General features: G+C 61.3%; 14 protein-coding genes and 2 riboswitches. Of the genes, 9 read left to right on the top strand and 5 right to left on the bottom strand.

The window, feature by feature from the left end:
• Nucleotides 1-44: 44 nt before the first annotated feature.
• Nucleotides 45-5,300, top strand: a complete 5,256-nt coding sequence (locus tag ABFB52_RS16220; RefSeq protein WP_129973510.1) for a leucine-rich repeat domain-containing protein — start codon at nt 45-47, stop codon at nt 5,298-5,300.
• Nucleotides 5,301-5,364: 64 nt separating this feature from the next.
• Here the strand turns inward: ABFB52_RS16220 and metH are convergent, their stop codons facing one another.
• On the bottom strand, nt 5,365-9,075 hold the full coding sequence (metH, locus tag ABFB52_RS16215) for a methionine synthase (protein WP_129973509.1): 3,711 nt from the start codon (nt 9,073-9,075) through the stop codon (nt 5,365-5,367).
• Nucleotides 9,076-9,233: 158 nt separating this feature from the next.
• Here metH and ABFB52_RS16210 point away from each other — a divergent pair, with 158 nt between their 5' ends.
• The 3 genes from ABFB52_RS16210 (at nt 9,234) to nfuA (ending at nt 13,265) form a co-directional block, all read left to right on the top strand.
• Nucleotides 9,234-11,528 (top strand): fatty acid cis/trans isomerase, encoded by a 2,295-nt coding sequence (locus ABFB52_RS16210; RefSeq protein WP_129973508.1) that lies wholly within the window; start codon nt 9,234-9,236, stop codon nt 11,526-11,528.
• Nucleotides 11,529-11,587: 59 nt separating this feature from the next.
• The gene (locus tag ABFB52_RS16205; RefSeq protein ID WP_085745493.1) at nt 11,588-12,589 is read left to right on the top strand and encodes an acyltransferase; all 1,002 of its coding nucleotides are present in this window, start codon (nt 11,588-11,590) and stop codon (nt 12,587-12,589) included.
• Nucleotides 12,590-12,680: 91 nt separating this feature from the next.
• Entirely contained in the window at nt 12,681-13,265 is a 585-nt protein-coding gene (nfuA, locus tag ABFB52_RS16200) for a Fe-S biogenesis protein NfuA (RefSeq protein WP_007959519.1), read from the top strand.
• A 119-nt stretch (nt 13,266-13,384) separates the two neighbouring features.
• Here nfuA and cobM read toward each other — a convergent pair whose 3' ends face one another.
• The 4 genes from cobM to ABFB52_RS16180 all read right to left on the bottom strand — a co-directional run bounded on the left by cobM (nt 13,385) and on the right by ABFB52_RS16180 (nt 15,543).
• Complete coding sequence (gene cobM, locus ABFB52_RS16195; protein ID WP_129973507.1) at nt 13,385-14,131, bottom strand: precorrin-4 C(11)-methyltransferase; 747 nt, start codon at nt 14,129-14,131, stop codon at nt 13,385-13,387.
• A gap of 91 nt (nt 14,132-14,222) precedes the next feature.
• Nucleotides 14,223-14,636: a cobalamin biosynthesis protein gene (locus ABFB52_RS16190; protein ID WP_085745495.1), complete on the bottom strand. Its 414-nt coding sequence runs from the start codon at nt 14,634-14,636 to the stop codon at nt 14,223-14,225.
• Entirely contained in the window at nt 14,633-15,334 is a 702-nt protein-coding gene (locus ABFB52_RS16185; protein ID WP_115078119.1) for a CbtA family protein, read from the bottom strand. Before ABFB52_RS16185 ends, ABFB52_RS16190 begins: the two co-directional genes overlap by 4 nt.
• Before the next feature lie 11 nt (nt 15,335-15,345).
• Entirely contained in the window at nt 15,346-15,543 is a 198-nt protein-coding gene (locus tag ABFB52_RS16180; protein ID WP_007959524.1) for a CbtB domain-containing protein, read from the bottom strand.
• A gap of 120 nt (nt 15,544-15,663) precedes the next feature.
• Nucleotides 15,664-15,886: riboswitch (cobalamin riboswitch) on the bottom strand.
• 915 nt (nt 15,887-16,801) lie between these two features.
• Nucleotides 16,802-17,012: riboswitch (cobalamin riboswitch) on the top strand.
• Between the two features lie 98 nt (nt 17,013-17,110).
• Between ABFB52_RS16180 and cobW the strand changes: the two genes are divergently transcribed.
• Genes cobW through ABFB52_RS16155 form a run of 5 tightly spaced genes read left to right on the top strand, consistent with a single transcriptional unit; the run spans nt 17,111 to nt 25,431 of the window.
• Nucleotides 17,111-18,184: a cobalamin biosynthesis protein CobW gene (gene cobW, locus ABFB52_RS16175; RefSeq protein WP_129973284.1), complete on the top strand. Its 1,074-nt coding sequence runs from the start codon at nt 17,111-17,113 to the stop codon at nt 18,182-18,184.
• A gap of 3 nt (nt 18,185-18,187) precedes the next feature.
• On the top strand, nt 18,188-22,069 hold the full coding sequence (gene cobN / locus ABFB52_RS16170) for a cobaltochelatase subunit CobN (RefSeq protein ID WP_129973283.1): 3,882 nt from the start codon (nt 18,188-18,190) through the stop codon (nt 22,067-22,069).
• Between the two features lie 8 nt (nt 22,070-22,077).
• On the top strand, nt 22,078-23,079 hold the full coding sequence (locus tag ABFB52_RS16165) for an AAA family ATPase (RefSeq protein WP_129973282.1): 1,002 nt from the start codon (nt 22,078-22,080) through the stop codon (nt 23,077-23,079).
• Nucleotides 23,061-23,744, top strand: coding sequence for a VWA domain-containing protein (locus tag ABFB52_RS16160; protein ID WP_165369541.1), 684 nt, complete (start codon nt 23,061-23,063; stop codon nt 23,742-23,744). Before ABFB52_RS16165 ends, ABFB52_RS16160 begins: the two co-directional genes overlap by 19 nt.
• 40 nt (nt 23,745-23,784) lie before the next feature.
• The gene (locus ABFB52_RS16155; RefSeq protein WP_129973280.1) at nt 23,785-25,431 is read left to right on the top strand and encodes a phospholipase D-like domain-containing protein; all 1,647 of its coding nucleotides are present in this window, start codon (nt 23,785-23,787) and stop codon (nt 25,429-25,431) included.
• Nucleotides 25,432-25,433: the final 2 nt, after the last annotated feature.

Below are 25,433 nucleotides of genomic sequence, written 5' to 3'. Positions count from 1 at the left end.
GCCTGGCATGGTGTTCTGATGCTTTCATTCCAAGGAACGAGAGCATGTCTGAAACCTTTCAGCCGGATTCGAGCAGCGTCAAGCCTTCACGCCAGCACGTCACCCAAAGCATTCACGCAGCAATGCTCGAACAATCCATTCCCGACTGGCTGACGGAGGCTGCTTCCCATCGTCGTGCGTCGTTGAGAAACGCCAATGCCATTTTGCCGGACTGGTATCGGAAGGCCTCGTCTGGACAACGCAATGTTCTGAACGAGAGTTTTACGGCGAGCTTTCGCGCCCAGACACGATTGGACCACGCGTTGGCCGACATGCAGGGCATCCATGCGTTTGGCAAAACCCTGCTGTGCGCGATGCTCAAGGATCGTTTCAATGTCGAACTGGATGTCGAAGACACGTTTTTGCAGCTGATTCAACCGATCAATGCAGGAATATGGTCCACGGAGATCGGCACCTTCGAGGTGTCGAAAATGTCATTGCTGGAAGCCGCGCTGCACAATTTCGAAGCGGCCGAATGTGAGAGCGGTGCGTTTCACAAGCGGTCGGGATTTCTCGCCCGATTGCCGGCGGGGACTTTCAAGGCTGTGCGCACTTCGATGTCCGTCCGGCAATTCATGGTCGCCTGCCGCGCGCTGGACATTGGCGGCCAGTACCAGCGATACCTCAAGCATTATCTGTATTCCGAAAATCAGCCAGCCCATCAAACCCTGCGTGAACTATTCACAACGGCGCGCAGAGCAGCCTTGCGTGCGGCCGCCGAGCAGGCACTGCTGCAAGGAGATATCGAGCCTGCGGATCATGCATCGATCCAGGAAATCCTCGATGGGGAGCGCCAGCCCCTGCTTGGCGGCCGGCGTATCTGGTTCTGTGAAATGAGCCTGATGAGGCGTCGCCTGACCGGTTGTCTGTGGTTCGCAATCAGTGAGAGGTTCGAGGACCCTGAAGAACTGATTCTGTACATTCCCGATGATCCGCATCACCCCCTGAAGCGATACAAGACCTGGCAACTCGAAGCCTCCCTCAAACGGCGATTCACGGCCCGGAAAAGCGCGTCGTCCGATGACGGCTCGCCGACGCAATATCAACGATTTTTCAGCAGATTCGTAGCCTATGCCGACCGTGCGTACTACTTCAGTCAGTTCACTGACAATGCACCGGATGCCTCGTTCAGCAGCAGGGTCATGTCTTATCTTGCCCGGATCAATGACTGGATCAACGGGCTGAGCCCTTTACCAAACCCACTTGTCGATCTGGTGCCACCCGCGCCCGCGATCAGACAGGTTGCCAACCAGGATCCGTTTCTCGCCCCGGTCAACATGCCGTTCAAGGGGCAGCGCTTCTGGGATGACAACATCGACCTGTGGGATTACCTGTTCGAACGTCATCGCGAGCAACTGCTTGAAGATGCACGCAGTTACGCCGTGCCCGTGGAGGATGTCGATGCAAATGCTCGCAAGGCGCTGTTCGCGAAATTGCTGAACAGCGGCATGCTCGTGTTGAACACGGTTTCGATGCTTGTGCCCGTGCTGGGCGAAGTGATGATGGGGGTCATGGCTTGCCAGCTTCTGGAAGAGTCCATCGAGGGCGTGATCGAGGGGAGCGAAGGGGATCGACAGGCTGCCACCGCGCATCTGGTGGATATTGCAAGCAATCTGGCGTTGATCGCTTTGATGGGAGGCGTGGCAAAGGGGGCGGCCCGACTGAAGCCGGTCGATGCTGCCCCGGTTATCGAGGATCTGCATCCCGTCACGCGTCCTGATGGCCATGCGCGATTGAGAAAGTCCGATCTCGGAGGATATGAAAGCACGGTCCGCTTCGATCCAGGTGTCCGGCCCGATGCGTTGGGGCGTTACGAGATACAGGGCAGACACTTCATTCGGATCGAGGGCAAGACCTATGAGCAGGTGTATGACCGGGCGCTGGGGCGCTGGTGTATCAGGCACCCCGACAATCCGCATGCGTACCAGCCTGTCCTGACTCACAACGCGGCGGGAGCGTGGCGCCATACGCTCGAGAACCCGCTGAAATGGAGTCGGCAGACCTTGTTGCGGCGCATCGGACACATCACTGAAGCGTATACAGACGAACAACTTCTCACGATCGGTGAGATCAGCGGGGTCAGCGACAACGCGTTACGCAAGATGCACATGGATAATCTTTCGCCGCCTCCGGAACTCATGGATGCCTTGCGACTGTTCGATACTGATCGTGGTGTTGTGCAAGTCATCGAGCAATTGGCAGGCGATCTGGACATCGATCATCGCTATTTACACGCCTTGCCCTTGATCATCGAACTGCCGGGCTGGCCTGTCGGGCGCACTTTGAAGGTCTATGACACCCCCGACTTTACCGGGCCTTCCACCCGTTATGGTTCGGAACATCCAATGGAGGAGGTGGCGAATAAACCACCGATCCGGCTGAGCTGCAGCCATGTGCTCAATGGTGAGTTACCCGCCAGAATCCTGTCTGCCCTCGATGAGTCCGAGATATCCGCGTTATTCGGTGACAAGGAGGCGGGTGACCGGGTATGGCGACCTCAGGCTTTTCGGGATCTGCTGGCCGATTACGCCCGGACGAATCGTTCGACGCTGTTCGAAAGCCTGTACCAGGGCAGTGCCATCGCGGATCCCATGGTTGACAGGTTGCAGCGCGCTTACGCCGGACTCAGCGACGCCGCGGCGCAAGAGATTCTTCGCCACGTCAACGCTGACGACATGGCGATTTTGTACAGCACCGGGCGTATGCCGGACGCAATGCTGGAGGAGGCGCGATGGTATGCGCGGCGCGGTCGACTGGTTCGCGCGCTTGCCGGGCTGCACATGGAGCACATGATGTCGGCTGACACACGTCGTCTTGCCCTGCACACTTTGAGCAAGTTGCCTGGGTGGTCCGCTGATATGCAGCTCGATATCCGTGAGGGCCGCGTCGATGGCAGACAGATCGATTCCATCGGTCGCGAAACCGCGACTGTGCGAGGCAGCGTGGTCAAGAAGGGGCCGGTCTATCAGGCATTCAATGAACATGGTGTCGCGCTCAATGAGCTGCCGGTCTCGGGAAACGGTTTTTACGCTTCGGTCTTGCGCCTGCTGCCCGAGCCCTTTCGAAAGGCCCTCGGCTTGTCTGAAGCCGCCCGCGGGAGTGATCTTCAGCGAGCCATCACTGCTTACGCTATGGAGCATGCCGGCGATACGGCCACGATGCTAGCGCTGCACGGCCGCAGGACACTCAAGTTCAAGCCACCGCAGCGGATCAGAGAGCATCTGGTGGGTTACCACGCAAGCGGCGAAGGAGCGGTCGGGCTCTCCGGTCTGAACGCTTCGCTGGTCGTGAGATTGCTCAGCCTTTATCCGGATCTGAGCATTTCCAGGGCCAACGGCGTGCTCCTGAAGATGATTCGGACAGGCAAAAGCGATGCGCACATTCTTCAATTGCTGGAGGATCTGAGGCATCAATGGCTGGAACTTGAACAAACCCTGGACCATTGGGCCAATACCGGACCGAACCGGGCGCAAAAAGACCGGATCGCGACCCGCCTCAAAAGGTGCTGGCGAAAAAGGCCATTCGCCGAAGAAAACCCGACGTTGCGCCACCTGGATCTGGCCACTGATGAAGCATTGCCCGGTTTCTCGGCGGACTTCTCCCATGTCACGGTGATGCGACTTCAAGCGCCCCACGCCACCCTCGGACAGATGCGCGGATTCCTGCGCAATTTTCCCGAACTTGAATTCCTCGACCTCAGTGGCAACCACCTGGTCACCAACCCGATCCCTCGGGAGTGCTCTGCACGGCTGCTTGAGCTGGACCTTTCCGACAATCCCGTGAGTCGCCTGGATGTCACCGGGATGTGGCGTCTCGAATTGCTCGATTTGAAGGGGACGCGTCTTCAGGAATGGCCGCTCGGCGCTGACAATCTGCGCAACCTGAGATGGCTGGACCTGAGTAATACGTTGATTTCCGACATTCCACGGCAGGCCCTGGCCCGCGATGAGTGGGTGCTGAACATGAATCTGACAGGGACGCCACTGACCGATGACGCACGCTTGCAGTTGCGGGTCGCGCAGCAGCGATGCGAACTGGCGCTGGATCTGCCGCAGGGGTCGCTGGCGCAATTCATGCTCGAAGATGTGCCCGAGCAGGACAGTCGGCCGCTAGAGAACGGCACTCTGGTGGCTGGCCGGTTGATGCGTATACCCGCGCCAATACCATTCACGGATCATGTTCCGGCGTTTACCCGGCGTTTGCGCAGGGTGCATCCATCCCTGACCGAAGAAAAGGCCGAGGAAGTGGTCGAGGGTTTATTGCAGGACGCAAGCGTCGAACAGGTTAATGCGCGGATCGAAGACTGGAATCAGAGATTGGAGTCAATGACACGCCAGCTCAATGGCTGGATCTTTACGCGTCGATCAGGAAACACACTTTTTGGAGGGCACTGGTCGACGTCACAGGGTCGCCGGGAGGCCTCGCTCAGAATCATGGAGTGCTGGAGGAAGGGGCTGCTGGGGGCGGCGGCGCGTAGCGATCGAACGCTGGATCTGGCCAATATCTCCAGATTGGGAACACTGCCTCGACTGTCTCCAGAGTTTGCACACGTGGAAGGGCTTAGCCTGAGGGGGCTCGGTTTGAGCGGAGCAGACGTTCAAGAGTTTCTTCAGGCTTTTTCCCGGATACGCTGGGTGGATCTTGGTCTCAACGAGCTGAGTGCAGTGCCGTCGGTCATTGCTGGCATGGAGCGACTGGAAGAACTGGGGCTCATCGGTAACCGGTTCAACGATTTCCCGGCTCTTGTCGACGCATTGGGTCCCATGCCGCGGCTCAAATGGCTGAAGCTGAACTACAACCGTCTGACGGTTTTCAATGGAGTCACGGCCGAGCAATTACCGGCGTTGCGCTGGCTGGAGTTGAGCTTCAATCATATGAGGCAGTTCAACGGGCCTGTTAGCGCAACACTGGAAGTCCTTCATTTGAATGGCAATGACTTGCGCGAGTGGCCGGAAGGTGTGTTGCAGGCTGAGCGCCTGCTTTCGCTGAACCTGGAAGACAACCCGATAAGAGAGATTCCGCCAAGGGCGTTTGACGGAAACCACGACGTTTTGCTGGCGGGTACGCGAATGTCGCCCAACTGGCGTTCCTTGATGACGGACAGTCTGATTCGACTCAGGGCTCATCTCGACAGAGTGGGTGGTGAGCAGGTTTTGGGTATCAAGCGGGAGACGCTCGATTTTTGGCTTACCGATACCGAATTCGATCAGTTTGTTGGCTGGTCCGGCAGCGAGTCCGAACCTGGGGAGGAAGTCGGGTAACCCGAGCGTCACGGAGTCGAGCCCCTGTCTCAGTGCATCCGAGACAGGGGCTCTATTGCGTCAATCAGTTGTCGTAGCCGAGGTTCGGCGCCAGCCAGCGTTCGGTCAGGCTCAGTTCCTGGCCTTTGCGCGAGGTGTAGCTCTGCACCTGATCCTTGTCGATTTTGCCCACGGCAAAATACTGCGCCTGCGGATGGGCGAAGTACCAGCCGCTGACCGCTGCCGCCGGGAACATCGCGTAGTGCTCGGTGAGGAACACGCCGCTGCGACCGGCGCGCATTTCCTGGGCCTCAGGGTCGAGCAGGGCAAACAGCGTGGCCTTCTCGGTGTGATCCGGGCACGCCGGGTAGCCAGGGGCAGGGCGGATGCCGGAATACTGCTCTTTGATCAGCGCCTCGTTGTCGAGGACTTCATCCTTGGCGTAGCCCCAGTGCTCTTTACGCACCTGCTGGTGCAGCCACTCGGCGCAGGCTTCGGCCAGACGGTCGGCCAGGGCCTTGACCATGATCGAGTTGTAGTCGTCGCCAGCGTCCTGATAAGCCTTGGCCACTTCTTCGGCGCCGATGCCGGCGGTGGTGATGAAACCACCGACATAGTCGGTCACTTCGCTGTCCTTCGGCGCGACGAAGTCGGCCAGGGAGAAGTTCGGTTTGCCGTCGGTCTTGATGATTTGCTGACGCAGGTGATGCAGACGGGCCATAGGCTTGCCGTCATCGCCGTACAGCTCGATATCGTCGTCGTGCACCTGATTGGCCGGCCAGAAACCGAACACTGCACGGGCACTGATCAGCTTCTCGTCGATCAGCTTGGTCAACATCTCGCGGGCGTCCTTGTACAGCGAGGTCGCTGCTTCGCCTACCACTTCGTCTTCGAGGATGCGCGGGAACTTGCCGGCCAGATCCCAGGAGATGAAGAACGGCGTCCAGTCGATGTATTCGGCCAGTACGTTGAGGTCGATGTTGTCCAGCACGCGGGTGCCGGTGAAAGTCGGCTTGACCGGGGTGTAGGTGGCCCAGTCGAACTGCGGTTTTTTCGCGATCGCGGCGGCGTAGCTCAGGCGTTCGGTACGGGCGCTGCGGTTGGCGGTGCGTTCGCGGACGTCGATGTACTCTTCGCGGGTCTTCTGGACGAAACCGGCTTTCAGTTCCTTGGACAGCAGCTGTGTCGCCACGCCCACGGCGCGGGAGGCGTCGGTCACGTAGACCACCGCGTCGTTGCTGTACTTCGGCTCGATCTTCACCGCCGTGTGCGCCTTGGAGGTGGTCGCGCCGCCGATCATCAGCGGCAGGTGGAAGTCCTGGCGCTGCATCTCGCGGGCTACGTGGACCATTTCATCCAGCGAAGGAGTGATCAGGCCGGACAGGCCGATGATGTCGCATTTCTGCTCCTTGGCCACCTGCAGGATTTTCTCGGCCGGGACCATCACGCCGAGGTCGACGATGTCATAGCCGTTGCAACCCAGCACCACGCCGACGATGTTCTTGCCGATGTCGTGCACGTCGCCTTTCACGGTGGCCATCAGGATCTTGCCCTTGGCTTCCGGCTTGTCGCCTTTTTCCAGTTCGATGAACGGGATCAAGTGGGCCACGGCCTGTTTCATCACACGGGCGGATTTCACCACCTGTGGCAGGAACATTTTGCCGGCCCCGAACAGGTCGCCGACGATGTTCATGCCGGACATCAGCGGGCCTTCGATCACTTCGATCGGGCGCGCGAACGACTGACGGGATTCTTCGGTGTCTTCGACGATGTGGGTGGTGATGCCCTTGACCAGCGCATGCTCCAGACGTTTGTTGACGTCCCAGCTGCGCCATTCTTCGGTCTCGGCTTCCTTGACGCTGCCGTCGCCCTTGTACTTGTCGGCGATGGCGAGGAGGGCGTCGGTGCCTTCCGGCGTGCGGTTGAGGATCACGTCTTCAACGGCGTCGCGCAGTTCCTGCGGGATCTGGTCGTAGATCTCCAGCTGACCGGCGTTGACGATGCCCATCGTCAGACCGGCGCGGATCGCGTACAGCAGGAATACCGAGTGAATCGCCTCGCGCACCGGGTTGTTGCCACGGAACGAGAACGACACGTTGGACACACCGCCGGAGCTCAGGGCGTACGGCAGCTCGTCGCGGATGTAGGCACAGGCGTTGATGAAGTCCACAGCGTAGTTGTTGTGTTCTTCGATGCCGGTGGCTACGGCGAAGATGTTCGGGTCGAAGATGATGTCTTCCGGCGGGAAGCCGACTTCGTTGACCAGAATGTCGTAGGAGCGTTTGCAGATTTCTTTCTTGCGCGCTTCGGTATCGGCCTGGCCGGCTTCGTCGAACGCCATCACCACCACGGCGGCGCCGTAGCGCTTGCACAGTTTGGCGTGGTGGATGAACTGCTCGACGCCTTCTTTCATGCTGATCGAGTTGACGATGCCCTTGCCCTGAATGCACTTGAGGCCGGCTTCGATCACTTCCCACTTCGAGGAGTCGATCATGATCGGTACGCGGGAGATGTCCGGCTCGCCGGCAATCAGATTGAGGAAGGTCACCATGGCCTTCTTCGAATCGAGCATCCCCTCGTCCATGTTGATGTCGATCACCTGGGCGCCGGCCTCGACCTGTTGCAGGGCGACTTCCAGGGCTTCGGTGTAGTTGTCTTCACGGATCAGGCGGGCGAATTTTGCGGAACCGGTGATGTTGGTCCGCTCGCCGACGTTGACGAACAATGAGCTGCGATCAATGGTGAACGGTTCCAGACCCGACAGGCGGCAGGCCTTGGGAATGTCCGGAATCTGCCGTGGCGCGTAACCGGCGACAGCTTTGGCGATGGCTTCGATATGGCCCGGCGTGGTGCCGCAGCAACCGCCGACAATGTTGAGGAAACCGCTCTGGGCGAATTCTTCGATGACTTTGGCGGTGTCCACCGGCAGCTCGTCGTACTCGCCGAATTCGTTCGGCAGGCCGGCGTTCGGGTGCGCCGAAACGTGGGTGCTGGCCTTGTCCGACAGCTCTTCCAGGTACGGACGCAGTTCGCGGGCGCCGAGGGCGCAGTTCAGGCCCACCGAAATCGGCTTGGCGTGGGCCACGGAGTTCCAGAACGCTTCGGTGGTCTGGCCCGACAGGGTCCGGCCGGAGGCGTCGGTGATGGTGCCGGAGATCATGATCGGCAACTCGAAGCCCAGTTCTTCGAACACGCCTTGCACGGCGAAGATCGCGGCTTTGGCGTTGAGGGTGTCGAAGATGGTTTCGATCAGGATCAGGTCGGCGCCGCCCTCGATCAGGCCTTTGGTGGCCTCGGTGTAGTTTTCCACCAGCTCATCGAAGGTGACGTTGCGATAGCCCGGGTTGTTGACGTCCGGCGACAGCGAGCAGGTGCGGCTGGTCGGGCCGAGCACGCCGGCGACGAAACGCGGCTTGTCCGGGTTCTCGGCGGTCTTGGCGTCAGCGACCTTGCGCGCCAGTCGTGCGCCTTCTACGTTGAGTTCGTAGGCCAGTTCTTCCATGCCGTAGTCAGCCATGGAAATGCGGGTGGCGTTGAAGGTGTTGGTCTCGAGGATGTCGGCGCCGGCATCCAGGTAGGCTTTCTCGATACCGCCGATCACGTCAGGACGGGTAATGACCAGCAGGTCGTTGTTGCCCTTGACGTCGCTCGGCCAGTCGGCGAAGCGTTTGCCGCGATAATCCTGCTCTTCGAGCTTGTAGCTCTGGATCATCGTGCCCATGCCGCCGTCGAGAATCAGGATGCGCTCTTTGAGAGCTTGCTTGAGATCTTGAAGGCGAACGCTGCGATCGGACATTGGGACTACTCGAAAAAGACCATGACGAAGGGCCGGGATCATAACAAACCTGTGCGGTTTTAGAGCATGTCGAGCTTTTGCATGAATATCGCTCATGTTGGTACGGGCGTCATAACGGTAGAATCGCGGCGTTTTTCTTCAGGATCAGGATCAGGGACATGTCGTACCGCGTCATCAGCATTGCATTGCTGTTTTTAAGCTTTGGCGCGGCGGCGCAGAGTCCCGCTATTTCTTCTTCTATCTCCTACACCCGAGACATCCAGCCGATCTTCACCGAGAAGTGCGTGGCCTGCCATGCGTGCTACGACTCTGCCTGTCAGTTGAACCTGGGCAGCGGCGAAGGCGCGGCCCGTGGCGCGAGCAAGATGCCGGTCTACGATGGCGAACGCACCCAGGCGGCACCGACCACGCGGCTGTTCTACGACGCCTTCGGCAAACGCGCCTGGCAGCAAAAGGACTTTTATTCGGTACTCGACGCCCAAGGCAGTCAGGCCGCTCTGATGGCACGCATGCTGGAGTTGGGACACAAAACGCCGCTGACACCCAACGCCAAACTGCCGGAAGACATCGTGCTGGGCCTCAACCGCGAGAACCTGTGCGCGATGCCTGCCGAGTTTGACGGCTACGCCGGCGCCCATCCGAAAGAGGGCATGCCGCTGGCGGTGACCGGCCTGACCGATCAGCAATACCAGACGCTGCAACGCTGGCTGGCATCCGGCGCCCCTATCGACGAGCAAGGTCTGGCGCCGAGCACCAGGGAAGCGATGCAGATCGTCCAGTGGGAAAACCTGCTCAACCAGCCCGGCGCACGGGAAAGTCTGGTCGGGCGCTGGCTGTACGAGCACTGGTTCCTGGCGCACCTCTATTTCAAGGACGGCGAGCCGGGGCATTACTTCCAGTGGGTGCGTTCGCGCACGCCGACCGGCCAGCCGATCGATCTGATCGCCACGCGCCGCCCGAACGACGATCCGGGCACCCAGGTGTATTACCGCCTGTGGCCGGTGCAGGGCGTGATCGTGCACAAGACCCACATCACTTATCCGCTGAGCGCGGCGAAGATGGCGCGGGTCAAAAGCCTGTTCTACAACGGCAACTGGCAGGTCAATGCCTTGCCGGGCTATGGGCCGCAGAGCCGGGCCAACCCGTTCGCGACCTTCGAGGCGATCCCGGCGCAGGCGCGTTATCAGTTCATGCTCGATAACGCCGAATACTTCGTGCGCACCTTCATTCGCGGCCCGGTGTGCCGTGGGCAGATCGCGACCGACGTGATCCGCGACAACTTCTGGGCGCTGTTCCAGGCACCGGAACACGACCTGTACATCACCGACCCGAACTATCGCGGCCAGGCCACGCCGTTGCTGGCCATGCCGGGGCAGAACGACGATGTCGGCAGTGTCCTGAGCCTGTGGCACAACTACCGCAACAAGCGAAACCAGTACGAAGCCCTGCGCCGTGACAGCTACGCCGACCTGCCGGCGCCGAGCTGGTCGACCCTCTGGGCCGGCAACGACAACGCCTTGCTCAGCATCTTCCGCCACTTCGACAGCGCTTCGGTGACCAAAGGCTTGATCGGCGAAGTGCCGCAGACCATGTGGCTGTTCGACTATCCGCTGCTGGAGCGCACTTATTACCAGCTGGCGGTGAATTTCGATGTGTTCGGCAATGTCTCCCATCAGGCGCAAACGCGCCTGTATTTCGACCTGATCCGCAACGGCGCAGAACAGAACTTCCTGCGCCTGATGCCTGCCGATTCCCGCGAGAGTTACCTCGACGATTGGTACCAGAGCAGCGGCCAGTTCAAGATGTGGCTCGATTACGAAGCCATCGACGACGACAAGCCGACTGCGTTGAAACTCGACGAGAAAGACCCGAAACGCGATTTCGCCATGCAATTGCTGGCGCGTTACGGCGATCTCAACGCGCGTCCGGATCCGATCAACCGCTGCGAAGATGCCTATTGCTCACGCCCGAACATCGACCCGGCCCTGCAGAACGCCGAGCAGGCGCTGAGTCGCCTGACCTCGCGCCCGGCAGCGGGCCTGAAAGTGATCGATCAATTGCCGGAAGCGACGATGCTGCGGGTCGAAACCCGCAGCGGCAAACGCGAGGTCTACAGCCTGCTGCGCAACCGCGCCCACAGCAACGTGGCGTTCCTGCTCGGTGAATCCCTGCGTTATCAGCCGGGGCTGGACACGCTGACGATTTATCCGGGCGTGCTCAGCAGCTACCCGAATTTCATGTTCAACATCCCGGCGGATCAGGTGCCGGCGTTTGTCGACGCCATGGAAAGTGCAAGGGACGCGGCGCAGTTCGAGAAAATCGTCGAACGTTGGGGCATCCGCCGCAGCCATCCGCAGTTCTGGTTCTATTTCCATGACCTGAGCCAGTACATCCACGAAACCGATCCGGTGGAAGAGGGCGTGCTGGACATGAACCGGTACGAGAATCTTTGATCGTTTGAGCGATGGCGGTTGTCCCAATCCTGTGAAGTACGGGATCGGGAGCGCCATCGATGTTGATTTCAGTGCAGGCCCTGCGAGCGCTCGCCGCGTGGGCGGTGGTCTGCCATCACTTCATGCAGATTTTCTTCGATTTCGAGGCGCGCGGGCCAATAGGGCAGCTGTTCATCGACAAGGGCGCCGTGGGCGTCGATATCTTTTTCGTGATCAGCGGGCTGGTGATTTTCCTGTCCACCGAAGGCAAGGCACTGCCGCCGGCGCGGTTTCTGTTGTATCGACTGTTCCGTATTGTCCCGGCGTATTGGCTCTACACGGTGCTCATGGCGTTGCTGGTGGTGTTCGCCCGGCCGTTGCTGCCGGATCAGACGGTGGACTGGAGTCATTTGCTGCTGTCGTTGCTGTTTATCCCGACGGAAAACCCCGGCGGCTACGGGATCTATCCGACCCTGAATGTCGGCTGGACCCTGAATTACGAAATGCTGTTCTACGTGCTGTTCGCCTGGGCGCTGCTGTTCCGGCTGCAAGTACGTTTGCTGGTGGTTGCGGCGCTGCTGTTTGCGGTGTGTCAGGCCTGGACCGGGTTTGGCTGGGTCAGCGAGTTTTATCGCTCGGACATCGTTTATGAGTTCCTGCTGGGGATCGGCATCGGCATGCTTTACCGTCGCGGCTGGATCGGGCCGGCGCTTTGGCTGCCCTTATTGGGGATCGGCGCGGCGTTGCTGGCGATCTATCACCTGCCGCCGGAACCCCGATTGCTGAACTGGGGCGTGCCCAGTGCGGTGCTGGTCATGGCCAGTATGGCGCTGGAGCGGCATGTCGAGCGCAACAGGCTGCTCAAGCTGCTGGGTGACTGTTCGTACTCGGTGTATCTGATGCACGTGCTGGTGCTGTCGGCCGGCGGTTATCTGGCCCGACGCTACGGGATCAACCCGTATTTGATGTTTGTCGTCTGTGCGCTGGCCATCGCTATCGGTTCGTGGCTGAGCTACGAATGGGTGGAAAAACGCAGTTATCAATGGCTTAAAGCGCGGATTGACGGTGAACCTGGCACCTAGCCGATTTGCGAACTATTCCTACGTAAATACTAGGACTTTGTGCCGCGCGCCGATTGGCGTAAACTCCGCCTCAAGCCTGCGAGGAGTCTCCATGACCGCTATTACCATTACCGACGCCGCCCATGATTACCTGGCCGATCTGCTCTCCAAGCAGAACACCCCGGGCATCGGCATCCGCGTTTTCATCACCCAGCCTGGCACCCAGTACGCCGAAACCTGCATTGCCTACTGCAAGCCGGGCGAAGAGAAACCTGAAGACACGGCGCTGGGGCTGAAAAGCTTCACCGCTTACATCGACTCGTTTAGCGAAGCGTTTCTCGATGATGCCGTCGTCGACTACGCCACCGACCGCATGGGCGGCCAGCTGACCATCAAGGCGCCAAACGCCAAAGTCCCGATGGTCAACGCCGACAGCCCGATCAACGAGCGCATCAACTACTACCTGCAAACCGAAATCAACCCGGGGCTGGCCAGCCACGGCGGTCAGGTCAGCCTGATCGACGTCGTTGAAGACGGCATTGCCGTGCTGCAGTTCGGCGGCGGTTGCCAGGGCTGCGGCCAGGCGGACGTGACCCTGAAGGAAGGCATCGAGCGCACCCTGCTCGAGCGTATTCCGGAGCTCAAGGGCGTTCGCGACGTGACCGACCACACGCAGAAAGAAAACGCCTACTACTAAGGTGTTCGCTGCGGCATGAAAAACGGCGCCCCGTGAGCGCCGTTTTTTTATGCGTGAGATTCAATTGATCGTTCCCACGCTCTGCGTGGGAATGCAGCCGTGGACGCTCCGCGTCCCATTCACGGTCTGTACAGGTGCGCATGCCCCGCGCGATACAGCGACGACTCGCTAAAGTGATCGCTACCCAACACCCGCCCTACCAGAATCAACGCCGTACGCCGAAACCCCTTCGCCGCCACCTTCTCGGCAATATCTTCCAGCGTCCCTGTCACCCAGTCCTGATCCGGCCACGTCGCCCGGTGAATCACCGCGATCGGGCAATCCGTGCCGTAATGCGGCAGCAGTTCGGCAATGATCTTCTCCAGATGATTGACCCCCAGATGAATCGCCATGGTCGCCCCGTGCTGCGCCAGGTTGCCGAGCTCTTCGCCGGCAGGCATCGCGGTCTTGTCGGCATAACGGGTCAGAATCACGCTTTGCGAGATGTCCGGCAGGGTCAGTTCGGCGCCCAACAGCGCGGCGCACGCGGCGGTGGCGGTCACGCCGGGAATGATCTCGAACGGAATATCCAGCTCGCGCAAATAACGAATCTGCTCGCCAATGGCGCCATACAGACTCGGATCCCCCGAATGCACCCGCGCCACGTCCTGGCCCTTGGCATGGGCGGTCTTGATCAGGTCGATGATCTGTTCCAGGTGCAGCTCGGCGCTGTTGACCAGGGTTTCAGCGCAATGACCTTCCAGCACCGCCGTCGGCACCAGCGAACCTGCGTAGATGATCACCGGGCAACTGCGGATCAGCCGCTGGCCTTTGACAGTGATCAATTCCGGGTCGCCGGGGCCGGCGCCGATGAAGTAAACGGTCATCGTTGGATCCTGTAGAAAAGGGGCAGGGCGGTGCTTCACAAGCCTTTCAGATGAAGAATGCTCATGATCGAAAGCGGGGATTATCGGGATTTTACGCCGCGCCGGCCAATGCCAGAGTTGCCTGAGCGTACTTTTGCCGGGAAATCAGCAGTTTTGCCGGGCCGCTGATCAACTGTTCGGCGAGCGCCAGAGCAGCACTTTCCGCTACGCCGTAGCAACCGGTGCGTTCGAAGGCGATCTGCGAATGGTGACTCAAACGTTGCTGATAACTGGCCAGTTCCTCGCTGCTGAAATACAGCAACGGCAGCGCCAGTTGGGCGGCGAGTTCCTGCAAACCGGGTTCATCGCGCTTGAGGTCGATGCTGGCGAGCGCCTTGACCTTCTCAAGATCAATTCGATGCGCCTGCAACGCCTGATCAAGCAATGCACGCAGCGTGCTGGCCGGGCAGCCGCGCTGGCAGCCCAGGCCGACCACGAAGGTCGGCGCTGCGCTGTCATTGGTCATGCGTGGTACTGACCTTCGCTTTTGCGGCGGAACAACCAGGCGCTGATCAGGCCCAGGGCCAGCCAGAACGCGACGTTGGTCAGCTGCGAAGCGATTTTGAACTGGGCTTCGAGGGCTTCCGGGGCGAGCATCGAATGCACTTCCGGTTGCGGCGCGCCGATCACGTGCGGCACGGCAAGGATCGCCACGCCGAGGATCTTCATCAGCCAGTTACGGCTGAACGCGATCAAGGCCAGGCCGACAGCGGTGGAGGCCGCAGTGCCGATCCACCACATCTGCCGCGAGGCCAGATCCGCAGCGGCAGTGCCCGGCAGCTCAGGTGGCAGGCCCATGGTCGGGGCGAGCACGAAGGTCGCGTAACCGGCCAGGCCCCAGAGCAGGCCTTGCGAAGTCTTGGTCGGCGCACGCAGGGTGTACAGGCCCGCCAGCATCAGGGCGAAACCCACGGCAACCACCAGATTGCCGCCGGTGGTGGAGACCACGCGCTGCCAGCCGTCTTCCGGCTCCCAGGCTTCGGCATCGTGGGTGTGGGCGGCGGTGCCGGCGGCGTGTTCGTGAACTTCGGCAACCGGTTCGGCTTTCTCGAAGGTTTCGGCCTGCAAAATCAGCGGCGAAACCCAGAAGCTTTGCAGCAACGTCAGGAGCAGGGCGGCCAGAAGGCCGGTGAAACCTGCGGTCTGCGCAATACGCTTGATCATGTCGTCAGGTCTCAGTGGCACGGGAACGCGGCGCTGTGGCGGGTATCGTGGGCGGCGTTGTGTACCGCTTCGATGTGCGAGAAACCGGCGAAATACACAAGGCACGCACCGAGAATCGACGCGCAGACGGCGGCGGTCAGGCGTTGGCTCAGGGTGGTGGTGCTGGAGATCTTGTCCGAATTGCTGCCGGTGCTGCTGATGATCGACATGGCGCTTCCCTCTGGAGTGTCAGCGGGTGAATAGAGCGCATGAAAACCCCTGCGGCCGGGCACGCAGAGGTTCGAACAGCGCCCGCCCACCGCGGGTTTGTTATGTTCAGTAACGCAAGACGCGCACTGTGTGTTGCGGGCCGGTCTCCGGGCTCACGAGGGGTTGGCGTCTGGCCGACCTGCAAGCGTCACCTTCCCATGCCTGTGGGCACAGTGGATCTGACGCTTCGCTCGCTTACCGTTGCGGGGGCAGCACCGGACTGACATGGCTTTAGAGTAAAGCACATGATTCACCGGTTTCCCGTTTCACCCTGTGAAGGGCACCCGTAACAAGTTGTGTAGGAGACCATGGGTTGGGGAATTTAGTCAATTTTGTGGGCAGATCCGTTGCTGTGGTAACGGCCTCTTAGGGTTCCGCCCTTACGGCGGGTCACTTTTGGCAAACGCCCCAAAAGTAACCAAAAGGTCTCTAACCCTGACGTACGGCCCCTCGCTGAGGCTCGTGGTTCCTTCGCTCCGGGATTGATCCGGGGGCATCGCCTACGGTTTGCTTCGCTGCACCTCCTCTCGATGTGTTTGGCTTCGCCAAACGGTCGCTACGCTCCCACCCCCGGATCAATCCCTCCACTCAGCCTGCCGACGGGCCCTGCGATCAAAAGCGGTACTCGAGCTAACGCTCATCGTGTTGAGTGGTGAGGGGCGGGTGTTCGGCTTTGGTTTTTTGGTGGGTTTACCCCTCACCCCAGCCCTCTCCCCGAGGAGAGGGAGCCGATTTTTGTGCTTTTCAAAGCCTGAGGTCGACTCGGTATTGCACGTCGGCGTAGCTCCCGCAAGCACCTCGGTCAGTTCCCTCTCCCTCCGGGAGAGGGCTAGGGTGAGGGGGCTCTTGATCTGGCTTTTGCTCTAGCTCTGGCTCTGGCTCTAGCTTTTGATCTTTAGCCCCTTCGGCAGGCCGAGCGGAGGTGTCCATCAGGGGGTAGGCGCGCAGCGCCGTGCGGCGAAGCCGCATACATCGAGAGGAGGTGCAGCGAAGCAAACCGTAGGCGATGCCCCCTGATGGACACCGTAGCGAGGGAACACTGAGCCTAAGCGAAGTGCCGTACGCCGGGGCTCAGCCTTTTTGGTTACTTTTTCGGCGTTTGGAAAAAGTGACCCGCCGTAAGGGCGGAACCCTAAGAAGCCGTTACCGCAGCAACGGATATGCTCACAAATCCCAAAACCAAAAAACAACGGCCATTGACCCATCACGAACCCATGCGTAGCCTTGCGCTTTCGAGGTTCTTCGGCCCACGCCGAAGCTAAGAAGGGAACGCGGTCCAAGCCGCGGCTGCCCCCGCAACTGTGAACGGTGCTGTTCGCTGCCACGCCACTGCCAACTCAATCCAGAGCCAGCGGGAAGGCGCAGCGAATACCGGGCCAAGGCCCGAACACCGTCAGCCAGGAGACCTGCCTCGTCACAGATTCTCACTTTCAACCGGGCGGGGTGATCCGGTGGCGAACTCTCCAGGCACGCACCCGCGTTGCCGGTCTCGTCCCGTATGCCCGCCACCTTGCCAAAGGGCATCCGATGAAAACACTGGCCAAACTCCCCGTCACCATCGTCACCGGCTTCCTCGGCTCGGGCAAAACCACCTTGCTGCGGCACATGCTCGACAATGCTCAGGGCCGCCGCATCGCGGTGATCGTCAACGAGTTTGGCGAGTTGGGCATCGACGGTGAAATCCTCAAGCAATGCACCATCGGCTGCACCGAAGAAGAAGCCACCGGCCGCGTCTACGAACTGGCCAACGGCTGCCTGTGCTGCACGGTGCAGGAAGAGTTCTTCCCGGTAATGCGCGAACTGGTGGCCCGTCGCGGCGACCTCGACCACATCCTGATCGAAACCTCGGGTCTGGCCCTGCCAAAACCGCTGGTGCAAGCCTTCCAGTGGCCGGAAATCCGCAGTGCCTGCACCGTCGACGCGGTGATCACTGTGGTCGACAGCCCGGCCGTGGCCGCTGGCACCTTCGCCGCGTTCCCGGATCAGGTTGATGCCCAGCGCAAACTCGATCCGAACCTGGATCACGAATCTCCGCTGCACGAACTGTTCGCTGACCAACTGGCCAGCGCCGACCTGGTGATCCTCAACAAGGCCGACCAGACCAGCCCTGAAGACCTTGCGCGGGTCCGTTTGGAAGTCGCCGAAGAGCTGCCGCCTGCGGTGAAAATCATCGAAGCCAGCAACGGTAGCCTGCCGCTGGACGTGCTGATCGGCCTCGGCGCCGGCTCCGAAGAACACATCGACAGCCGCCACAGCCATCACGATCACCACCACGGTGAAGGCGATGACGATCACGATGACCACGATCACGACGCCTTCGATTCGATCTCCATCGAACTGCCGCAAGCCGACGAAAGCCTGTTGCTCGACGCGCTGACGCAACTGGTGGTTCAGCACGGCATTCTGCGGGTCAAAGGCTTCGCGGCGATTCCGAACAAGCCGATGCGTCTGCTGATCCAGGGCGTGGGTACACGTTTCGACAAGCACTTCGACCGTCAGTGGGGCGCCGATGAGGTGCGCGTGACGCGTCTGGTGTTGATCGGTCAGGAACTGGATGCCGCTCAACTCGAAGCGCAACTACGCGCCGCGCTCAGCGTTTAAGCCATGCACCTGCTCAGGACCCAGCCCGGCGGTTTCGTGTCGGACGACAACATTGCCGACCTTGGACAAACCCCCGCCGAACTGGTGATCCTGTGCAGCGGCGATTCCAGCCTCGCGCTGCTCGCCGAAGCCGCGCAGCAACTGCCCGAGGATTACCCGAGCGTGCGGCTGGCCAACCCGATGCAGGTGCAGAACCATGCGTCGGTCGACCTGTACGTCGATGAAGTGCTGCGCCACGCCAAGGTGATTCTGATTTCGCTGCACGGCGGCATCGCCTATTGGCGTTATGGCGTCGAGCGGCTGGTCGAGTTGTCCGAGCGTGGCGTGCAGGTGATTCTGGTGCCGGGCGATGATCGGCCCGACCCGGAGCTCAGCGACCTGAGCACCGTCGGCGCGGAAGACCGCGACCGGCTCTGGCAGTTTTTGCGTCAGGGCGGCATGGGCAATGCGCTGGATTTCTTCCGCTGCCTGGCCAATCGCTGGCTGGCGCGGGATTACGTGTGGGGCGAGCCGCAAGCGCTGCCGCGCACGGCGATTTATCACCCGAATAAAAACACCGCCGCACTGAGTGACTGGCAAGCCGATTGGCTGCCCGGTCAACCGGTCGCGGCGGTGTTGTTTTATCGCTCGCATTTGCAAGCGGCGAACACGGCGTTTATCGACGTGTTCTGCCAACGGCTTCAGGTGGCGGGACTCAATCCGCTGCCGATTGCCGTGGCCAGTTTGAAAGAGCCTGGCTGCTTGTCGGTGGTCGAGGACTGGCTGGATGAGGTCCAAGCCTCGGTGATTCTGAACACCACCGGTTTCGCCCAGTCCAGCCCGGAAGCGCCGCATCTGCGGCCATTCCGTCGCAACATTCCGGTGATCCAGGCGATCTGCGCCCAGGACAATGAACCCGGCTGGCGCGAGAGCGAACAGGGCCTCGGTCCGCGGGATCTGGCGATGCACATCGCATTGCCGGAGCTGGACGGCCGGATCATCAGCCGACCGATCAGCTTCAAGGATCTGGCCTGGCGCAGCGAGCGCAGTCAGTCCGATGTGGTGTGTTATCGGGCCCAACCCGAGCGCATGGATTTCGTGGCCGAACTGGCGCGCCGCTGGGTCGAACTGGCGCGGGTGTCGAACGCTGAAAAACGCGTCGCGCTGATCCTCGCCAACTACCCGACCCGGGACGGACGCATCGGCAACGGTGTCGGCCTCGACACGCCGGCTGCTGCGCTGAATATCCTGCGGGCGTTGCAGGCCGAAGGTTATCCGCTGCCGGCCGAACTGCCGGACAGCGGCACCGAACTGATCCGGCAATTGCTCGGCGGCGTCAGCAATGACCTCGACACCCTTGATCAGCGCCCGTGCCAGCAAAGCCTGGCGATGAACGACTACCTGACGATGTTCAACGCACTGCCCGAAGCCAATCGCGCGGCGGTGCTGGAACGTTGGGGTTCGCCGCAGAACGATCCGATGTGCCGTGACGGGCGGATGATGATCGCTGGTCTGCGTTTTGGTCTGACCTTCGTCGGGATTCAACCGGCGCGGGGTTATCAGGTCGATCCGAGCGCGGTGTATCACGACCCCGATCTGGTGCCACCGCACGCGTACCTCGCGTTCTATTTCTGGCTGCGCCGGACCTACGGGGCTCATGGCGTTATCCACGTCGGCAAGCACGGCAACCTCGAATGGCTGCCGGGCAAGGGCGTGGGTCTGTCGGAGAATTGCTGGCCGGACGCGCTGCTCGGGCCGCTGCCGAATATCTATCCGTTCATCGTCAACGACCCGGGCGAGGGCGCCCAGGCCAAGCGTCGCACTCAGGCGGTGATCATCGATCACCTGATGCCGCCGCTGACCCGCGCAGAAACCTACGGCCCGTTGCGCAATCTGGAGCTGTTGGCGGACGAGTATTACGAAGCACAATTGCTCGATCCGCGCCGCGCCCGGGAATTGCAGCGCGACATTCTGCAACTGGTGCGTGACACGCAGATCGATCGCGAACTGCAACTGGATGCCGCCCTCGACAGCGATGCCGACGCGGCGATCTGGCTGCCGCGCCTGGACACCTATCTGTGTGACTTGAAGGAGTCGCAGATCCGCGATGGTCTGCACATCTTTGGTGAGTCGCCGACCGGGCGTTTGCGTATTGATACCTTGCTCGCGTTGCTGCGCATCCCGCGTGGCGATGGCAAAGGGGCGCAGTCGAGTCTGTTGCGGGCGTTGGCCAAAGCGTTTCAGTTGGGGTTCGATCCGCTGGATTGCGCACTGGCTGATCCCTGGGCCGGCCCGCGTCCAATGGAGTTGCTGTCGGTCAGCGACGAGGTCTGGCGCACGGCGGGGGATACCCGCGAGCGTCTGGAGCTGTTCGCGGCGCAATTGATTGAGCAGACACTCAACCAAAATCAAGCCTTGCACAATCCCTGTGGGAGCGGGCTTGCCCGCGAAGGCGTCGTGTCAGTCAATATCTCTTTCACTGACATATCGCTTTCGTCGGATCGCCGCCCGGGGGCAAGCCCGCTCCCACAGGGACCGCGCTGGGTTGAAGTCGGTGCAATCCTCGACAACCTGCGCGAAGTGATTGCCCCACGCCTCGATGCCTGCGGCCCGGCCGAAATGCACGGCTTGCTCGACGCGCTGAGCGGCCGTTTCGTCCCCGCCGGCCCGAGCGGGGCTCCAAGTCGCGGTCGTCTCGACGTACTGCCCACCGGGCGCAATTTCTATTCGGTGGACGTGCGTAATCTCCCGACCACCACCGCATGGCGAATCGGCTTCCAGTCGGCAACCCTGATTCTCGAGCGACACCTGCAGGATCACGGCGATCACCTGCGCCAACTCGGCCTCTCTGTTTGGGGCACGGCAACCATGCGCACCGGCGGCGATGACATCGCCCAGGCCATGGCGCTGATGGGCGTGCGTCCGGTGTGGGCCACCGGTAGTCAGCGGGTCGATGATTTCGAGATTCTGCCGCTGAGCCTGCTCGACCGACCTCGGGTCGATGTCACGCTGCGGGTCTCCGGATTTTTCCGCGATGCGTTTGCCAACCTGATCCGCCTGTTCGACGCCGCCGTACAAGCCGTGGCGGAGCTGGACGAGCCGGACGACCTCAACCCGCTGGCCGCCAAAGTGCGTGCCGAACGTGAGGCGCTGCGCCAGTCCGGGCTGGATGAAGACGCTGCCCGACGTCAGGCCGGCTGGCGGATCTTCGGTGCCAAACCCGGTGCTTATGGGGCGGGTGTGCAGGGGGCCATCGATGGTCGGCTCTGGCAAACCCGCGAGGATCTGGCCGAGGTCTACCTGAACTGGGGCGCCTATGCTTACGGTGGTTCCGACGAAGGCACTGCCGCCCGCGAGCAATTCGTCCAGCGCCTGAGCCAGGTGCAGGCCGTGCTGCAAAACCAGGACAACCGCGAGCATGATCTGCTCGATTCCAACGACTATTACCAGTTCCAGGGCGGCATGCTCGCTGCCGTGGAAAGCCTGCGCGGCGAAGCAGCGGCCAGTTATCACGGAGATCACAGTCAGCCGGATCTGCCGAAGATCCGCACCTTGAAAGAAGAACTGAACCGGGTCATCCGCTCCCGGGCGGCGAACCCGAAATGGATCGACGGGATCAAGCGCCACGGCTATAAAGGCGCGTTCGAACTGGCGGCGACGGTCGATAACCTGTTTGCCTTCGACGCCACCACGCAACTGATCGATGATCACCAGTACGCGTTGCTGGCCGATGCGTATCTGCTGGACCCGGCGACCCGCGACTTCGTGCGCGAGCATAATCCCCACGCCTTGCGCGACATGACCGAACGCATGCTCGAAGCGCAGCAACGCGGGATGTGGCAGGAACCGGGCGCCTACAAAGAGGCGCTGGAAAACCTGCTGCTGGACATAGAAGAAGAGAGCTGAGACTGAACATGACCGACACCCCGCATTTCCCGCTCTCCGCCGTGGTCGGCGCCGATGACCTGAAACTGGCGCTGTACCTGACAGCCATCGATCCGAAGATCGGCGGCGTGCTGATCGAAGGCCCGCGTGGCATGGCCAAGTCCACGCTGGCCCGGGGTCTGGCGGATCTGTTGGCCAGCGGTCAGTTCGTCACCTTGCCGCTGGGGGCGACGGAAGAGCGACTGGTCGGCACGTTGGATCTGGACGCGGCATTGAGCGACGGTCGTGCGCAGTTTTCTCCGGGCGTGCTGGCCAAGGCTGATGGCGGCGTGTTGTATGTCGATGAAGTGAACCTGCTGCCGGATCATCTGGTGGATTTGCTGCTTGATGTGGCTGCCAGCGGCACCAACCTGATCGAGCGTGACGGGATTTCCCATCGGCATTCGGCGAAGTTCGTATTGATCGGCACGATGAACCCGGAAGAGGGTGAATTGCGTCCGCAATTGCTGGATCGCTTTGGTTTGAACGTCGCACTGAGCGGTCACACAGCGCCGGTCGAGCGTGGTCAGATCATTCGTCGTCGGCTGGATTTCGACAGCGATCCGCAGGCGTTCTGTGCGCAGTGGGAAGCCGAGCAGCAAGCGCTGCGTCAGCGCTGCGAGAACGCCCGCAAGGTTTTACCGGGTATTCCGCTGGATGATGCGGCGTTGGCGCAGATCACCGAGCGCTGCTTCGCGGCTGGCGTCGATGGTTTGCGCGCCGATCTGGTCTGGTTGCGTGCGGCGCGGGCTCATGCGGCGTGGCGCGGCGCTGAAGTTATCGCCGAGCAGGACATTGATGCTGTGGCTGAGTTCGCCTTGCGTCATCGTCGCCGCGAGCAGTCTTCATCCCCTGCACAGCCACCGGCGCAATCGCCGTCTGGCACTAACGCCGAGCCGAGCGAAGGGCAGGGCCAGTGGGGCGAAATGCCGGCGCCGGCACTGGCTACCGGCGCACGCCGCGAAGTCCCTGTCTGGCCAAAAAAGCCTTAGGCATTCGCCCCCGGTCCGACGCGGGGGCGAATGCCAGACCCCGCGCCGGACGCCTCGATAACGGTCGCCAGGGCAAGCGTCACGCGGCTCGCAGTGGCTCGGTGAACTGGCCCGGAACCTTGCTCAATGGCCGTCCGAAAACAAGGGCGGATCTGCTGTTTCAACTGCGCACCCGCACGCCCCATGAACTGTGGCTGGTGATCGTCGACGCCTCGGCCTCGACCCGTCGCCATCAAGCCTTGATCGATGCCAAGGGCGTACTCGCGCAACTGTTCGACGACGCTTATCGGCAGCGCGCGCGTCTTGCGTTGTTGACCGCGAGCGGCGCGGCGCCGAAATGGCAGGTGCAAGGGCTGAAGGCCTCCAGCGGCTTGCGCGCGTGGCTCGATGGATTGGGCGCGGGAGGCGGCACGCCACTGATGGCGGCGCTGACGGAAGCCGGGCATTGGCTGGCGGTGCGGCGCAAGCGTTTCCCCGCCGAACAGCAACGGTTGCTGCTGATCACCGATGGCCGGTTGAAAGACTGTCCGGAACTGCCAGGGCTTGCGTGCCCGGGCCTGTTGATCGATATCGAGCGCGGGCCGATTCGCCTGGGCCGCGCGAAACAATTGGCGACAGCACTGGACGCCGATTACCGGCATATCGACGAGTTGTTGTCGGTCTGAGAGCTATGCTGCAGTGAGGCCAAATCACAGGGAGTGAATCATGCGCGTACTGGTCGCCAATCCGCAGGACGATTTTCGCGTCAAGGCCTACGCCGGCACCAACGGCGTGCTGCTCGCCATGGACCTCGCCGAACCCCGGCGCAAAGGCCTGCTGGGGTTTGCCATCGAAAAGCAGCAGGGCGACAAGCCGTGGCTGTTCCTGTTCAACAGCCTGACTTTTCCCGGCAAGGTTCACACGTTCCCGCAGTTTCACGCCACGCCGAGCGACAAGGCACCGTTGCAGAAATTTCGCTGGGCCGATTACGCGGTCAATCCAGGCATGACGATTAACTATCGCGTGCACCTGGCGTATGGCTCGCCGGATGCGCCGCAACTGGGTGAAGCGCTGGAGCTGACGATTTGTTCCGACGACGGTCATCCCGCCAATCAGTGCGTGATCTTCAACCGCGCCGTGGCTGCCAGTCAGGCGTTTCAGCGCAAATTTCCCGATCTCGACGCACAGATCAGCGCCAACAAAAACATGCCCATCGAAGCATGGCCCGATGCGGCGCGTCAGTGGCTGGAGAACGGCCTGCTCGGGCGTCTGCAGGGGTTTATCGAGCGTGCGGTGGACGGGCAGTGGGCGCTGGACATCGCGATCTACGAATATCAGTTACAAGCCATCATCGACACGGTGAACGCGGCGTTCGAACGAGGTGTTCAGGTGCGCGTGCTGTATCACGCCCGGCCCGACGACGAAGACACGACGATCAACGAAGCGAGCCTTGCGAAACTGCCGTCGACCAGCAAGCGCGGGCGGGTCACTCATAACATTTTCCATAACAAGTTCATCGTCCTCAGCCGCCTGGACGGAGGCGGTGAGCGCCAGCCGCAAGCGGTGCTGTGCGGCAGCACCAACTTCACCGCCAACGGCGTGTACCGCCAGGCCAACGTGGTGCATGTGCTGGACGACACCGTTGTCGCGGCCAGCTATCTGCAGACGTTCGAGCAGGTCTGGGCAACGCCGGCGGATGTCGGTGCCACCCGGGACTGGATCACCCAGCACAACCCGATGAACCCGGCGCAACCGCTGTTTGCCGGGTTCTCGCCGCGCAGTGGTGGTGCCGATCTGCGCGAGTTCGTCGACATCATTAACGCGGCGAGGAAAGACGTGCTGTTCGTCACGGCATTCGCCTTGCCCGACGCGATTCTCAACGCATTGCTCGGTCAGCCTCACGACGACATCCTGCGTTACGGCCTGCAAAATACGGTCAGCCGCATCACCGGGTTTCACGCTGACCGAACCGCTGAGTTCGCCGCCACCGCGCTGCTCAACACCGGGCTGGAAGGCTGGCTGAAAGAGAACATGAAAGGCCAGAAGGGCAACCTGCTGGTGCACACCAAGGCGATCGTCACCGACTTCACCAGCGACAGCCCGACCATCATCAGCGGCAGCCACAACCTCAGCACCTCGGCCAGCAACGGTAATGACGAGAACTACCTGATCATTCGCGGCGACACCGAACTGGCGGACCGTTACGGCCTTGAGCTGCTGCGCTTCTACGAGCATTACCGCTTCCGCTACTTCGCGAAAAAACTGGCGTTGAAGCAGGTGCAGCCGCTGGCGGCGAATGACAGCTGGACCAACGACTATTACGTCGAAGGGGATTTGCGTCAGCTGTCTCGCCTGCGGTTTGCCGGACGCTAGGG

This window comes from Pseudomonas sp. 9.2(2024) (assembly GCF_039695385.1).
Classification (GTDB): Bacteria; Pseudomonadota; Gammaproteobacteria; order Pseudomonadales; family Pseudomonadaceae; genus Aquipseudomonas; species Aquipseudomonas paraglycinae.
Note: the sequence above shows the minus strand (reverse complement) of the source record. Positions and strands in the feature narration are given on the sequence as shown.

What these genes read in the sequence shown, in the direction of transcription:
- ABFB52_RS16185 (WP_115078119.1), bottom strand. Translation starts at nt 15,334, where the DNA reads ATGATCAAGCGTATTGCGCAGACCGCAGGTTTCACCGGCCTTCTGGCC.
- nfuA (WP_007959519.1), top strand. Translation starts at nt 12,681, where the DNA reads ATGACCGCTATTACCATTACCGACGCCGCCCATGATTACCTGGCCGAT.
- ABFB52_RS16155 (WP_129973280.1), top strand. Translation starts at nt 23,785, where the DNA reads ATGCGCGTACTGGTCGCCAATCCGCAGGACGATTTTCGCGTCAAGGCC.
- cobN (WP_129973283.1), top strand. Translation starts at nt 18,188, where the DNA reads ATGCACCTGCTCAGGACCCAGCCCGGCGGTTTCGTGTCGGACGACAAC.
- ABFB52_RS16205 (WP_085745493.1), top strand. Translation starts at nt 11,588, where the DNA reads ATGTTGATTTCAGTGCAGGCCCTGCGAGCGCTCGCCGCGTGGGCGGTG.
- cobM (WP_129973507.1), bottom strand. Translation starts at nt 14,131, where the DNA reads ATGACCGTTTACTTCATCGGCGCCGGCCCCGGCGACCCGGAATTGATC.
- ABFB52_RS16180 (WP_007959524.1), bottom strand. Translation starts at nt 15,543, where the DNA reads ATGTCGATCATCAGCAGCACCGGCAGCAATTCGGACAAGATCTCCAGC.
- ABFB52_RS16220 (WP_129973510.1), top strand. Translation starts at nt 45, where the DNA reads ATGTCTGAAACCTTTCAGCCGGATTCGAGCAGCGTCAAGCCTTCACGC.
- ABFB52_RS16165 (WP_129973282.1), top strand. Translation starts at nt 22,078, where the DNA reads ATGACCGACACCCCGCATTTCCCGCTCTCCGCCGTGGTCGGCGCCGAT.
- metH (WP_129973509.1), bottom strand. Translation starts at nt 9,075, where the DNA reads ATGTCCGATCGCAGCGTTCGCCTTCAAGATCTCAAGCAAGCTCTCAAA.
- ABFB52_RS16190 (WP_085745495.1), bottom strand. Translation starts at nt 14,636, where the DNA reads ATGACCAATGACAGCGCAGCGCCGACCTTCGTGGTCGGCCTGGGCTGC.
- cobW (WP_129973284.1), top strand. Translation starts at nt 17,111, where the DNA reads ATGAAAACACTGGCCAAACTCCCCGTCACCATCGTCACCGGCTTCCTC.
- ABFB52_RS16210 (WP_129973508.1), top strand. Translation starts at nt 9,234, where the DNA reads ATGTCGTACCGCGTCATCAGCATTGCATTGCTGTTTTTAAGCTTTGGC.